Annotated in this window: 13 protein-coding genes and 6 tRNA genes; 5 read left to right on the top strand and 14 right to left on the bottom strand. The window is 58.7% G+C overall.

Features of this window, described 5'->3' with window-relative positions:
• Positions 1-21 precede the first annotated feature (21 nt).
• Positions 22-1,068, bottom strand: coding sequence for a helix-turn-helix transcriptional regulator (locus DA373_RS03065; RefSeq protein ID WP_107850885.1), 1,047 nt, complete (start codon positions 1,066-1,068; stop codon positions 22-24).
• Between the two features lie 179 nt (positions 1,069-1,247).
• Here DA373_RS03065 and rlmD point away from each other — a divergent pair, with 179 nt between their 5' ends.
• Together rlmD and DA373_RS03055 are read left to right on the top strand one after the other, a co-directional pair.
• Positions 1,248-2,588, top strand: a complete 1,341-nt coding sequence (rlmD, locus tag DA373_RS03060; protein WP_107850884.1) for a 23S rRNA (uracil(1939)-C(5))-methyltransferase RlmD — start codon at positions 1,248-1,250, stop codon at positions 2,586-2,588.
• Between the two features lie 56 nt (positions 2,589-2,644).
• Positions 2,645-2,845: a hypothetical protein gene (locus DA373_RS03055; RefSeq protein ID WP_107850883.1), complete on the top strand. Its 201-nt coding sequence runs from the start codon at positions 2,645-2,647 to the stop codon at positions 2,843-2,845.
• A 44-nt stretch (positions 2,846-2,889) separates the two neighbouring features.
• On the opposite strand, the gene DA373_RS03050 is transcribed toward DA373_RS03055, so the two are convergent.
• The 5 genes from DA373_RS03050 to rsmC form a co-directional block, all read right to left on the bottom strand.
• Entirely contained in the window at positions 2,890-3,450 is a 561-nt protein-coding gene (locus tag DA373_RS03050) for a CBS domain-containing protein (RefSeq protein ID WP_107850882.1), read from the bottom strand.
• 514 nt (positions 3,451-3,964) lie between these two features.
• Positions 3,965-4,050: transfer RNA gene (locus tag DA373_RS03040), tRNA-Leu, on the bottom strand.
• A 71-nt stretch (positions 4,051-4,121) separates the two neighbouring features.
• Positions 4,122-4,207: transfer RNA gene (locus DA373_RS03035), tRNA-Leu, on the bottom strand.
• Positions 4,208-4,254: 47 nt separating this feature from the next.
• A tRNA-Leu gene (locus tag DA373_RS03030) sits at positions 4,255-4,340 on the bottom strand.
• A gap of 122 nt (positions 4,341-4,462) precedes the next feature.
• Positions 4,463-5,482 (bottom strand): 16S rRNA (guanine(1207)-N(2))-methyltransferase RsmC, encoded by a 1,020-nt coding sequence (rsmC, locus tag DA373_RS03025; protein WP_107850880.1) that lies wholly within the window; start codon positions 5,480-5,482, stop codon positions 4,463-4,465.
• A 290-nt stretch (positions 5,483-5,772) separates the two neighbouring features.
• Between rsmC and dapA the strand changes: the two genes are divergently transcribed.
• On the top strand, positions 5,773-6,645 hold the full coding sequence (gene dapA / locus DA373_RS03020; protein ID WP_107850879.1) for a 4-hydroxy-tetrahydrodipicolinate synthase: 873 nt from the start codon (positions 5,773-5,775) through the stop codon (positions 6,643-6,645).
• Positions 6,646-6,698: 53 nt separating this feature from the next.
• Here the strand turns inward: dapA and hfq are convergent, their stop codons facing one another.
• Positions 6,699-7,067 carry an RNA chaperone Hfq gene (hfq, locus tag DA373_RS03015; protein WP_107850878.1) on the bottom strand — a complete coding sequence of 123 codons (369 nt, stop codon included), beginning with the start codon at positions 7,065-7,067 and terminating at the stop codon, positions 6,699-6,701.
• Positions 7,068-7,246: 179 nt separating this feature from the next.
• Here hfq and DA373_RS03010 point away from each other — a divergent pair, with 179 nt between their 5' ends.
• Positions 7,247-8,419 (top strand): multidrug effflux MFS transporter, encoded by a 1,173-nt coding sequence (locus DA373_RS03010; protein WP_107850877.1) that lies wholly within the window; start codon positions 7,247-7,249, stop codon positions 8,417-8,419.
• 74 nt (positions 8,420-8,493) lie between these two features.
• Here the strand turns inward: DA373_RS03010 and DA373_RS03005 are convergent, their stop codons facing one another.
• The 7 genes from DA373_RS03005 to mutY form a co-directional block, all read right to left on the bottom strand.
• On the bottom strand, positions 8,494-8,703 hold the full coding sequence (locus DA373_RS03005) for a cold-shock protein (protein WP_014291396.1): 210 nt from the start codon (positions 8,701-8,703) through the stop codon (positions 8,494-8,496).
• Positions 8,704-8,954: 251 nt separating this feature from the next.
• On the bottom strand, positions 8,955-9,932 hold the full coding sequence (locus tag DA373_RS03000; RefSeq protein WP_107850876.1) for a hypothetical protein: 978 nt from the start codon (positions 9,930-9,932) through the stop codon (positions 8,955-8,957).
• Between the two features lie 134 nt (positions 9,933-10,066).
• Positions 10,067-10,142: transfer RNA gene (locus DA373_RS02995), tRNA-Phe, on the bottom strand.
• Between the two features lie 32 nt (positions 10,143-10,174).
• Positions 10,175-10,250: transfer RNA gene (locus tag DA373_RS02990), tRNA-Phe, on the bottom strand.
• 33 nt (positions 10,251-10,283) lie between these two features.
• Positions 10,284-10,359, bottom strand: a tRNA-Phe gene (locus DA373_RS02985).
• 93 nt (positions 10,360-10,452) lie between these two features.
• Positions 10,453-10,728: an oxidative damage protection protein gene (locus tag DA373_RS02980; protein ID WP_107850875.1), complete on the bottom strand. Its 276-nt coding sequence runs from the start codon at positions 10,726-10,728 to the stop codon at positions 10,453-10,455.
• Positions 10,728-11,807, bottom strand: coding sequence for an A/G-specific adenine glycosylase (gene mutY / locus DA373_RS02975; RefSeq protein ID WP_408635742.1), 1,080 nt, complete (start codon positions 11,805-11,807; stop codon positions 10,728-10,730). The genes DA373_RS02980 and mutY overlap by 1 nt, the downstream gene beginning before the upstream one ends.
• 132 nt (positions 11,808-11,939) lie before the next feature.
• Here mutY and DA373_RS02970 point away from each other — a divergent pair, with 132 nt between their 5' ends.
• Complete coding sequence (locus DA373_RS02970; RefSeq protein WP_107850874.1) at positions 11,940-13,118, top strand: aminotransferase-like domain-containing protein; 1,179 nt, start codon at positions 11,940-11,942, stop codon at positions 13,116-13,118.
• Positions 13,119-13,196 lie beyond the last annotated feature (78 nt).

Below are 13,196 nucleotides of genomic sequence, written 5' to 3'. Positions count from 1 at the left end.
TAAGGTGGTGGGATGGTGCGGCTATGCTGTTCGATCCAGGCGACCCTGTGTATCGTCTGCCGGCCCGGTGTATTGTTTCAGCATTTGTCGGGCCTGCTCGGCCAGGATACGGCGCCACTCGGTCGGTTGCACTACTTCCACTCTGGGGCCAAATCCGGTCAGCCACCACAGGGTTTGCTGATCGTTGGGCACGGTGGCGGTCAGGGTGATGCGGCCATCATCGCCGGGGGCAGAGAGCTGTTGTTGTTCGCTGAGCGGTGTCTCTCTCAGCCGCCAGGCCAGATCCGGTGAAATACGAGCCACCAGCTCTACCTGCCTGGCCCCCAGAGGATAATCAAAGCCACCATGGGTGATATAGCTTTCCACGCTGAATTCCGGTTGTTGCCGGAACGGCATCCGGCTTGGGCTCAGCTGCCTGATCCGGTGCAGGGCAAACTGACGCACGTCATCGTAGTCGTTCACTGTGGCCAGCAAATAGCTGACGCTGTGGCGTGCCACCAGCCCTTGGGGATGCAGGGTGTATTGCTGGATTTCGCCTTTTTGCCGGCTGAGGTAGTGCACGTCCACGGCCTGGTGATGGAGCAGGGCATCGCTGATGCCCTGCCACACGCCGGCATCCACCTGTGCCGGCAACAGCGCCTTGCCATCGGGAATGGCGCGCACTCGCCGGGCCCGGTCGGCATAGCCATTTTGTTGCAGGCCATCGAGAAACTTGCGGGCGCTGTCGAACTGTTGACCGAGCCGGTCTACGGCGATGGACGGCAGCAGGCTCTTCAGGTATTCCTCCGCCAGCACCAGGGTGAGGGCGGTGGCGGTGTCCATGGCCGGCAGGCCGCTTTTAAAACCGGCATCAAATGACCAGCGAAAGGGACGCTCGCTCTGATTACAGTGCAGCGGAAAATGGCTCGACATCTTTTCCAGATCCCGCTGAATGGTTCTCAGCTCCACCTTGAAGCCCCGCTCTTCCAGCATGTCTTTAAGGGTGGTAGTGGCCCGGTAGTGAGGGGCTCGGGGAATGAGTTGCAGCATGCTGAGATAGCGAAAAAGGGTGTCGCGCTGGGTGCCCATGAGAAGTCCTTGTCGTTGTATATTATGTGTGCTCGGTTGCCAGCATAGCCCAGCACTGGCGTCACTTGTAGCCGCACTTTCATTGCAGAGGCCGGCGGGCTGTTGCCCGGGCGGCGGCTCGGGTAAAATTGCCCCTTGTCCGGTTTCGGCCGGTGTTTGTAGTTACCAGAGTGCATATCATGTTCAAGACCGGCCAGTTGCTTACCCTTTCCATTCACAGCCTTACCGACAAGGGCGATGGCATTGCCAGCCATGACGGCAGGCCCGTTTACGTGGCCGGGGCGCTGCCCGGCGACGAGGTGGAGGCGCGGGTGACCCTGGCCAAACCCCGTTATGCCCAGGCCGAGCTCAGACGGGTGCTGACCCCGGCACCGGGGCGGCGCGCCGACTTTTGCCCGCACACCGAGTGCGGCGGCTGCCAGCTCAGGGTGATGGACTATGCCGCCCAGCGTGCGCTCAAGCGGGAGCTGCTGCTCGGTGCACTGCAGGAGCAGGCGCTGACCTGCCCGGTGGGCGAGACCCTGGGCATGAGCGAGCCCTTTCATTACCGCAACAAGGCCCAATATGCGGTGCAGCCCGGCCCGACCATCGGTTTTTACGCCAAGCACAGTCACCGGCTGGTGGAAGTGGCGCAGTGCCGGGTACAGGCGCCGGTCACTGCCGAGATCACCGCCCTGGTGCACCAGTGGATGCGGGACCAGGCGGTAGCGGCCTTTAATGAAGCCCATCACAGTGGCTGTGTGCGCTATGTGATGGTGCGGGACGGCGTGCACAGCGGTGAGCTGATGGTGGTGCTGGTGGTGGCGGAAGAACCGGAAGCGAAGGCATTGACGGCGCTGGTTGAGCAGCTTGCTCAGGTTCCGCACATGGCCAGCATTCAGCTGTGCCTGAACGACGCCGCCGGTAACCGCATACTGAGCGAGCAGGTGAGCACCTTGTGGGGAAAAGAAACCATCAGCGATCGCCTCGGTGAGCTGGATTTCGATATTTCGGCGCTGTCGTTTTATCAGATTAACCCGCGCCAGACTGAAACCCTGTACCGGGAAGCGGTGCGGCTGGCGGCGCTGTCCGGCAGCGAGACGGTGTTTGATCTCTACAGTGGCATCGGTACCATCAGCCTGTTTCTGGCGCCCCATGCCGCACGGGTGCACGGCATCGAGATTGTGCCCGAGGCGGTGGCCGACGCCGGGCGCAGTGCCGTGCGCAATGGCATAGAGAATGTCAGCTTTCACTGCGGTGCCGCCGAGCAGCTGGTGCCGGATCTTTATCATCAGGGCGTGACCGCAGACGTAGTGGTAGTGGATCCGCCACGAAAGGGCTGCGATGAGCAATTGCTCAATACCCTGGCCGAAATGCGCCCGGCGCGGCTGGTGTATGTGTCGTGCAACCCCAAAAGCCTGGCCCGGGATGCGGCCTGGCTGAAAGCCCACGGCTTTACCTTGGCCGAGGCCACCCCGGTGGACATGTTCCCCCATACCATGCATGTGGAGACAGTAGCGCTGTTTACCCTGATTCAATAAACTCTTGCCAGTAACACAACTGATAATTATTATCACCTTTGGCAAAGGAGGTGGTCATGGTGGTGTTACTGGTTCTGGGATGGTTAACTCTGGTGTGGTGGGTGCCGGCGTCGTCGCTCACTCTGTGGCTGAGCGCCGGCTTTGCCTTGTTTGCCCTGATGCTGGCCATGCCGTCGGTGAGCAGGCACTGGTACTGGCTGCCGGTGGGTGGCCTGGCCGGGCTGGGATTGATGCTTGCCGTGCCCACCTGGAGCTGAGGTAAAGAAAAACGGGGCGCTCTCTGGAGCGCCCCGTTTTTGTATCAGTCGGACAGCGAGTCGAAGATGTTCAGAAAGGTGGGGGCCTTGCTGATATCCAGATCGATATGCAGCCGCTCGGCCAGATCCCGGGCCGAGATCACGCCGCGGATCTGGTGTTGATCCCTATCCAGGATCAGGCAGTACTGCTCGCCGCTGTGTTGCAGGGTGGCGATTACCTCACCGATGGTACAGTCCAGCAATTGCTCATAGGCCAGGGCCTTTAATTGCTCTCGGGGCTGCATCAGATCCGACACCATTATCTCGTGGCGCAGATCGCCATTGGCCACCCGGCGTATCATCACCTGGCCGGACAGGTGTTCCCGGGCCAGCAGTCCCACCAGCTCGCCGCTGGTATCCACCACCAGCTTGTAGCGGCTGTGCTCGCGCAGCATCATTTCCTGAGTATAGGCGGCAGGGGTGTCGGCATCGATCAGGGCGGGGGAGCTGTGACCGAAATCTTCAACCAGTTCCAGCGCCGGTGAGCTCAGATCCGCATGGCTCAGCTGGCGGGGCATGACCAGGTGATCGGCGGCTTCTACGGTATACAGGGGCAGTGTTCTCATGGTTCTTTCCTCGTCGGTTCCCGGTCTCTTGGCGGCCGGGTTAAATAGGGTGTTTGCTGCCAGCGTTTGCCGGCGGAGTTCAGACGAAGAAAGAGTGAGGTGGGCCTCGGGCCTGTCGCAGCGCGAGCAGGCGAATACCACGGTGAGCGCTGAGGGGAGCAATGGTCGCGTCAGGGCACGGGCCATCGAGTTGGGAGGGGATGAACGACAATGTGTGTTGTGGCTCGTCACCACCCGGTGAGGGCATGTTGTCGGTGATTTGACTCTGCGGGGCAAATTGGTGATCACTCGAGTTGAACGCCCCCTTGCCCAGGGCAAAGACGGGTTGCAACAGCAACAGACACAGCAGTGTGCACAACATCCAACGCATGGACTCACCTGCAACAAATCATTAACACGACAATGATGATGCGGGCGCACTAAAGCGATTGCAATATGTAGTAACGGTTTTTTTACAAAAGGGAACTTGGATTGAAAAGCAGAAGGGGAATTTATTCAGGGAGTTCAACAATCTTGGTGCGAAGGGGGGGACTTGAACCCCCACGTCCATAGGACACTAACACCTGAAGCTAGCGCGTCTACCAATTCCGCCACCCTCGCATACCTGATTGTCCGGCTGTTTTACATGGGCCACCATGCTGATATTTGAGCCGTTCGCAAGCCGTTAAGCTTGGTGCGAAGGGGGGGACTTGAACCCCCACGTCCGAAGGACACTAACACCTGAAGCTAGCGCGTCTACCAATTCCGCCACCCTCGCATGCTCAAATTGTTCGGCTGTTTAAAATGAGGCCGTCATTTTCTCAGTGGTGCGAAGGGGGGGACTTGAACCCCCACGTCCGAAGGACACTAACACCTGAAGCTAGCGCGTCTACCAATTCCGCCACCCTCGCCCGTGCTGAGGACTGCGAATTCTATAGATTTTTTACCGGCCGTCAATACGCTTTTTTTGTAAAAACATAAAAAAAACAGCCTTGCTAGCCGTTTGCTTAAAAAAGGGTCAGTTTTGCCATATTCAGGTCTGCGCCCGGTAGATCTTGAAACGGCCGTTGGCGGCCAGGGTCTCGCAGTGACCAAAGCTTTGCTCAATCAGCTCCGGGTAGGGCAGAAAGGCATTGGCCACCAGCAACAGGCTGCCACCGGGCCTGAGGTAACCCTTGGCCTCACGCAGCAGGGTCTCGGTGGTGCTGTAAAAGGTCTTTAACCCGGCGTGAAAGGGCGGGTTGCTGATAATGCAGTCAAAGCGGCCCTGCACCTCGCTCAGGCCGTCGGAAGGATATACCCTTGCCTGCAGGCCGTTTTCGGTCAGGGTCAGGCGGCTGGCTTCCAGTGCCAGCGCATTGATGTCGATCTGTTCCAGCTCTATGCCGGGGTTGCGTGTCAGCAGGCTGGCGCCGATCACGCCGGCGCCGCAACCAAAGTCCAGCACCCGGCCATGCAGGGCGCCGGCGTTATCCAGCAGCAGGCGCGTGCCCGCATCCAGATGATCGGCGCTGAACACGCCGGGCAGGGTGCACACGGTCAGGTTTTCTTCTGCCAGCGGATAACGGCCGACCCAGTCGCTGGCGGCAAAGGCCGGGGCCGGTCGGCTCAGCTCCGCCTGATACAGGCTGGCACGGCGGGCGCTGTCGACCTTGTTGATCTGGTCGCACCAGGGCGCCAGCAGTTTGGGCGCGGCCTTGACCCCGCCCTTGTTGTCGCCGGCGATAAATACGGGCGCGCCGGGAGCCAGCAGCGGCAGGCAGGCGGCCAGCAGATATTGGGCCTCGGCCTTGGCCTTGGGCATCAGCAGCAGCAGGCCGGCGGCAGGCTCATTGGCGGGCAGGGCGCCAAATTCTGCTTTAACGCCCTTTCTGGCGTTCAGCCACTGAAAATAGCGAAAGTCGGTGGTAAAAACACGGGGGGCCGGGCCTTGCTCTGCCAGCAGCCCCGGCAGATCGTCCTCCAGCAGGCCGCACACCAGCAGTGGCTGGTGGCTAAGCATGTCCAGGTTGCGGCTCAGCATTTCGCTGACCGGGGTCAGGGCCTCATACATGTGGTGTTCCTGCTTTAATTGCCAAAATCCGCATTATACATGGGGAGTCCCCCCTTGACATTTGCCGGTGGTTGGCAAAAGATGCAGTTCAAGGTTCATACAGGTGTTATTTATGGTGTTTATCGTCAAACGCATACCGGCAAAACCGCTTAAACGTGAAGCGGCCCTTTCCCCTGCGTGACCGACGCCTGACTTGTCCAGACCCGTCTTTGTCAAAACCCCGGTTACGCACATGCGCCCGGGGTTTTTTAATTAAAAATTCAATCCTCTGATCAGGAGAAGGAGTTTCCATGTTTCGCGGTTCATTAGTTGCCCTGCTTACCCCCTTTGACGGTGACCGTCTTGACGAGGCGGCCCTGCGTCGTCTGGTCGACTGGCACATCGAGGAGGGTACTCACGGCCTTGTGCCGGTGGGCACCACCGGGGAAAGTCCGACTCTGACTCACGACGAGCACTGCCGGGTAATTGAAATTGTGGCCGAACAGGCCGCCGGCCGGGTGCCGGTGATTGCCGGTGCCGGCTCCAACAACCCGGTTGAAGCCATTGAATACAGTATCTGTGCCCAGGAAGCCGGAGCCGATGCCACCCTGCATGTGGCCGGTTACTACAATCGTCCCAATCAGGAAGGTCTGTACGCTCACTTCAAGATGCTGCACGACGCCACCGAGCTGCCGATCATCGTCTACAACATTCCGCCCCGCGCCGTGGTCGACATTCAGCCGGCCACCATGGCCCGTATTGCCGAGCTGCCGCGCATTGCCGGCGTAAAAGATGCTACCGGCGATCTGAACCGTCCCTGGGCCGAGCGTCAGCTGATCAAAAAGCCCTTTGCCTGGCTCTCTGGTGAAGATGGCACCGCCGTGTCTTACAACGTGGCCGGTGGCCAGGGTTGCATTTCGGTGACCGCCAACGTGGCGCCCCGGCTGTGTGCCCAGCTGCAGGAGCTGACCCTGAACGGCAAGTGGGAAGAAGCCCGCGGCCTGCAGGATCGGCTGATGCCCCTGCACCAGGTGCTGTTTGCCGAGCCAAACCCGGCCTGCCCCAAATATGCGTTGTCGCTGCTGGGCCTGGCCAGGGAACACTGCCGAATTCCGGTGGTGCCGCTGCAGCAGGACACCAAGGCGCGCATTCGCCGGGTAATGGAAGAGCTGGAACTGATATAAAAAATGGCCGCGCAAGCGGCCATTTTTTTGGTCTGAACAACCGAAACGATGTATTAGTGATCGTTGTCGTTATTGTCGTTGCCGGAATGATCATCCCGGTGGCCATGGTGATCATGATGGCTGTCGTAGCGCGGACGACGGGGCTTGTTGATGATCACGCCGGTACGCGGCGGCCGGCGGCTGGCCGGAGAAATGGTGGAAATTTTGGCCTTGTAGATCAGCTGTTGCTGACCACGGGGATCGGACAGCAGAATGCTGTACTGGTCAAAGGCACTGATCATCCCTTCAAGTTTGATACCATTGGTCAGGAAAATGGCGCAGTGGGTCTGATTTTTGCGCAACCAGTTCAGTGCCGCATCCTGCCCGTTACCCAATGAAAAGGCTTGTTGCAGCGATTGGGGGTTCGATGATGGGGCGGTCATGTCGGTCAGTCCTTTTTGTTATTTTTCAGTCTTGATTGTGCTTAATGAACGGTTGCCTTGTCAAAGTAAAGCGCAAATTAAATGTTCTGTTCCCCGGCGATGTCTCTTTTGGGGAAAGCAAGCCGCAGGCATTACCCTCGCTATTTTTACCAATACCAATACGAACGAAAGGAGCCAAAGTGATCTCTTCTGTCTCCGGCACCACTATTATGGTGCTGGCCTGCCTTATTGTCAGTATGGGTCAGTTCAGTCTGGGGCTGGTATTTCCCATTCTGCCCGGCATCAGCCAGGCACTGGCCGAGGATCCGGAACGGGTACAGTGGCTGATTTCCGCCTACCTGCTGGCCTTTGGACCGGTGCAACTGTTGTATGGCCCGCTCAGCGATGCCAGAGGGCGGCGTCCGGTGCTGCTGGGTGGACTGGCCCTGTCCCTGTGCGGAGTGGGGCTGTGCCTGTTACCTGGTGTCACTTTTGAGTGGCTGCTGGCGGGCCGACTGTTGCAGGGGCTGGGGGCTGGCTGTGGTGCCGTGGTGTCCCGGGCCATGCTGCGGGACAGCTTTGAAGGGCCGGCACTGCGTAACGCGCTGTCATACATGGCCATGGCGGCGGCCATTACTCCGGTGCTGGCGCCGGCGCTGGGAGGCATGCTGGGTGACGTCAGCGGCTGGCAAAGCGTGTTCGCCGCCATGATGCTTTATATCGGTCTGCTGTGGCTGGTGTTGCTGGCGCGCTTTCGGGAAACTCACACAGGCCCGCGTCTCAGTCTTCATCCCGGGCGTATTATCAGAAGCTATCTGAGCCTGATAGGTCAGCGCCACTTTCTTGGTCACGGTGGCATGCTCTGGGGGCAGTTTTCCCTGATGATGACCTCGATATCTGTGCTGCCCTATGTGATGCAGCATCAGATTGGCATGAGCGCGGCTGAGTATGGTCGCTGGGCCTTGCTGCCGGCGCTGGGGTTATTGCTGGGGGGCATCATCAACAACCGTATTCAGTTTTGGGTACGGGCCGAGCAGGTGTTGCGCTTCAGCCCTTTTCTTCAGCTGGCGGCAGGGCTGTGGATCATGCTGATGCCCCTTGAACCCTGGCTGATGGTGGCGGGGGTTTTTATTCAGGCGCTGGGCAATGGCATGGCTTTTCCCAACGCCATGAGCCGGCTGCTGGATCCTTACCGGGAGCTGGCTGGCTCGGCGGCGGCGCTGTCGGGGGCAATGCAGATGTTGTCGGCCAGCCTGCTGACGGCGGTGCTGGCTCAAGCTGGGGTAGATACGGCCTTCAGCCTGGGAGTGTGTGTGGTCGTGGGAGCGCTGGTGCTGAAGGGGCTGTCGGTTTTCGCAGTCGGGCGCTTCTAGTCAATGCCGAAAAGCACTCATAAAAAAGCCGCGCTCGAAGAGCGCGGCTTTGGAATTCTTTTTAACGCAGACTCTTACAGAGGTACTACGTTCTCAGCCTGAGGACCTTTCTGGCCTTGGGCTACGGTGAACTCAACGGACTGACCTTCAGCCAGGGTCTTGAAGCCCGGAGTCTGAATGGCGCTGAAGTGTACGAATACGTCAGGGCCTTGCTCTTGCTCGATGAAACCGAAACCTTTGGCTTCATTGAAGAACTTTACTTTACCTTTAACAGTGTTAGACATACCTAAATCCTGTAAACAAACTTGCTAGAAAAATCGACTTGAAAACACGGCCTTGACTTATGAAATACAGGACGAGGTACTACTAGGAACTTCGTAATGAACATAAATTCAGCGGTATTCTCAGAGCCAAAATCACTCTAACCGGTTCCCTGATGGGGGTCAACAGGTATTTTTGTGACCGGTAGCGGGTTCACAAAACTTTCATCGTCTCCTGTAGAAGGTGGCAAGCCGGGAGAGGGGGCTCCGGCGACTTACCTGTTCCAGGACAGGTCTCCCCGGAACAGCAATTCCAGACGCAGGGTTACGCCAAACTCGGCATCGTAATTCTGCTCCCTGGGGAAATGCAGCTCGGGAATAAAGTCCACGAACAGGATTTCCCGGTGCAGATTGCGCCGGTAGTGGCTGAGCAGGTAGTAGTCGTGCAGCCGGGGATTTGTCGCACTGCGGCCCACGGCCACGGCGGCATAGCGAATGACACTGCGGCTGCCGAGGAGCTGGTTGAGCTCAATGCCTTCGGAATACTCCAGGGTATCGACTTGTTCCTGCCACTGTACATTGGTAATAAAGCGCAGGTGATAAATGTCGCTGAGGGGCCGGCCCAGATCCCAGCGGCTGCGCACCGAGTAGCCTTCTTCGTTAAACCATGAAGCCCGGCTCCAGGAGTCGAGTTGCCAGGGGCTGTCGCCCAGCTGCCACAGGCGTTCACCGGTAAAGCGCACATAAGGATCCAGCGGCAGCTTGACCTTGATACCGGCCCCGGCGTCAAAACGCCAGTCTTCCCGCTTGTCCCGGTCGCTCAGGCGGCGCAGGCCGATCAGAAAGTCCTCGGTTCTGAAATTGTTATTGCTGCGGGCGGTGTTGGCACCCTGCTCGGCCAGGGTGCCCTGAGTTTCTTCCGGATCGCTTTCTATCAGTATGCGCAGCCGCTCCTTGGTGGTGGGCAGATCCAGCTTCAGCCGCAGTGCGGTGTCCCAGTCATAGCGATCCCGCTCATGCCATGTGAACTCCTGGCTGAAGCGAAGGTAGGAGTCATTTTCAATGGTCAGGCTGTCATCGGTACCAAAGAAGTTGTCGATATTGCGGGCGTTATTGTCGAGCCAGTCGGTGACGCTGTCGTGCATGGGGGTGATTTTTTCCACCATCCAGTGAGGCAGATCGGAATCGTCGTGCTCATGGTTGGCATGGGCCGGCCCCAGAGCCAGCAACAGCAGAAGTGCAAAACGTTTCATGGTGGCATCCCTTGCCTGTTTTTTTCTATCCTAGAAAATCGTGGGGGGGAATACCATGCTCAGGCCGGCTTTTCGTGATCAGGCGGGGGAGAGGGTTAAAACAAAAAAGCCCCGCTTTCGCGAGGCTTTCAGGATGGTGCCCAGAGGCGGAATCGAACCACCGACACGGGGATTTTCAATCCCCTGCTCTACCGACTGAGCTATCTGGGCGTTGGGCTTTTTCTTGAAAAAGAACCGAAAAATGGTGCCCAGAGGCGGAATCGAACCACCGACACGGGGATTTTCAATCCCCTGCTCTACCGACTGAGCTATCTGGGCGTTTGGGCTTTTACTTGAAAAGACACCGAAAAATGGTGCCCAGAGGCGGAATCGAACCACCGACACGGGGATTTTCAATCCCCTGCTCTACCGACTGAGCTATCTGGGCAACGGGGCGTCATTTAAATCGATCGCCCCAGGCAAGTCAACCGCTTTTTCCGGCCTTGAGTGCGTTCGCTCAAGGCTTGAGCAAAGCGGTGAATTAGTTGCCGGAAGGGGGGGTGTAACCCTCGATATCAACATCGGCGCCCTCAAACAGGTAGGCGACCATTTCCTTTTCGAGCAACTGGCGATGATCGGCGTTCATCATGTTCAGTTTTTTCTCGTTGATCAGCATGGTCTGCTTCTTCTGCCATTCGGACCAGGCTTCCTTGGAGATGTTGTCGTAAATGCGCTTGCCCAGCTCTCCCGGGTACATCTGAAAGTCCAGACCTTCGGCTTCTTTCTGTAAACGCTGGCAAAAAATGGTTCGGCTCATTATGTCCTCTTGTGCAGTTGCGGGTAGGCGAGCAGCTTTTTGGTGGCGGCCGCCAGACCTACCGGTGCCGGTTGACGCAAGTTATACCAAAGACGCTCGTCACCCGCCATGACCTCGGCGGGAATGTGCGGCAATTGTACCCGCCAGGGGGTAATGTCCAGATGAAAATGACTGAAGGTATGGCGAAAGCCGGGCAGGGGATCGGGCTCGCTCGCATCGGGAAAACGGGCCAGCCAGCGGCGCATTTCGTCCTCGCCGGCAAACTCGGGAAAACAGTAGAGTCCGCCCCATAACCCTTGCGGCGGTCTTTGCACCAGCAGCAGCTGCTCGCCGCTCTGCAGCAGCACAAAGCAGGCGCGCTTTTCCGGCTGCACGGTCTTTTTCGGTTTGGGCTCGGGAAAGGCTGTGGGGGTGCCCAGCAGTCTTGCCTGGCAGTCGGTGCTCACCGGGCAGCGTTCGCAGGCGGGCTTGCTGCGGGTGCAGATGGTGGCGCCCATGTCCATCATGGCCTGGTTGTACTGGCTTACACCGTCGCTGGGGGTGAGCTCGGCCACTCTGTCCCAGAGCGCGTTTTCCACTTCCTTTTTGCCCGGCCAGCCTTTCTGCCCCAGCCAGCGGGTCAGCACCCGCTTGACGTTGCCGTCGAGAATACCGTGATGCTGCCCCAGCGAGAGAGACAACACGGCGCCGGCGGTGGAACGGCCGATGCCGGGCAGGCCCAGCACTTCCTCAAAGCGTTCGGGAAAACGTCCGTCATAGTGATCGCGAATAACCTGGGCGGCCTTGTGCAGGTTGCGGGCCCGGGCGTAGTAGCCCAGCCCGGTCCAGAGGTGCAGCACCTCATCCTGGTCGGCATCGGCCAGGCTGACCACATCGGGAAAGCGTTCCATAAAGCGCTGGTAATAGGGAATAACGGTGCTGACCTGGGTTTGCTGCAGCATGATTTCCGAGACCCACACCCGGTAGGGGGTCTTGTTTTGCTGCCAGGGCAGGGTCTTGCGGCCGTGCAGGTCGTGCCAGGCGAGAATGCGCCGGGAAAAGGAAGAAGAGTTCACTGGAATGGCAAGGTTGTTTGGCATGGGCGCATTCGACCACAAGGCCGGCCCCGGCGCAAACCGGGTGATGTTTATGGTTTGTTATTGAGCTGTTTTCTGATACAAAAGAAAGGTTTTGTTGGCGCCCGCCATGCGTTGTAATTCAGAGAGACCCCTATGCAGCCGTTTTTTGCCAAGCGCTTTGCCAAGGTAGAGCCTTCCTTTATTCGAGAAATACTCAAAGTCGCCGTCAATCCGGAAGTGATCTCCTTTGCCGGCGGTCTGCCCAATCCGGCATTTTTTCCTAACGAAGAGCTGGAAGTGGCCACCGCCAAGGTGCTGCAGAACAAGGGCAACGGCGCGCTGCAATATGCCGCTACCGAGGGTTTCGGGCCGCTGCGCGAGTATATCGCCGCCCGCTACCGCACCCAGCACGGCATGGAGGTGGATCCCGACAATATTCTGATCACCAACGGCTCCCAGCAGGCGCTGGATCTTATCGGCAAGGTGCTGGTGGACGAGGGGTCCAAACTGATCATCGAGGAGCCGGGTTATCTGGGCGCCATTCAGGCGCTGTCGGTCTATCAGCCCGAGTTTCAGGGCGTATCGCTCAACGATGACGGTCCCGATCTGAATGAGCTCGATGCCTTGCTGGCCGAGCCCGGTAATGCCCGGCTGATGTACGGGGTGACCAACTTTCAGAATCCGTCGGGTCTGAGCTACAGCCTGGAAAAGCGCAAGGCGGTGGCCGAGCGGCTGGTGCGCAACAATGTACTGATGGTGGAAGACAACCCCTACGGCGAGCTGCGCTTTGAAGGCGAGCACCTGCCGCCCATCGCCAAACTGGCGCCGGAAAACGTGGTGCTGCTGGGCTCCTTCTCCAAGGTGGTGGTGCCGTCCTTCCGCCTGGGCTGGATGCTGGTGCCCGGCTGGCTGCGCCAGAAGATCACCATTGCCAAGCAGGCTTCCGATCTGCACACCAACGGTTTTGCCCAGCAGGTGCTGTACAGCTATCTGCAGGACAACAGCCTGGATGCCCATATCGATCGCATTCGTACCGTTTACGGCGAGCAGAAAAACGCCATGGAGCAGGCATTGCTGCGCCATTGCCCGGGACTCGACTTCACCCGTCCGGAAGGTGGCATGTTCCTGTGGGTTCGTCTGCCCGAGCACATCAGTGCCATGGAGCTGTTCAACCTGTCGATCAAGGAAAACGTGGCCTTTGTGCCCGGCCAGCCCTTCTATGTGCGGCCGGACATACTCAACACCGCCCGCTTCAGTTATTCCGGGTCCGATGCCGCTACCATTGAAGAGGGTATCAGCCGCTTTGGCCGGGTGATCCGTCAGATCCTGTAAAAGAAAGGGGCCGTACGGCCCCTTTCTTGTATTCGCTCGCTGCAGAATGTGCAGTATTCGAATGTCATCGCGATCCTG

Source organism: Oceanimonas marisflavi, assembly GCF_003049725.1.
Taxonomy (GTDB): domain Bacteria; phylum Pseudomonadota; class Gammaproteobacteria; order Enterobacterales; family Aeromonadaceae; genus Oceanimonas; species Oceanimonas marisflavi.
Note: the sequence above shows the minus strand (reverse complement) of the source record. Positions and strands in the feature narration are given on the sequence as shown.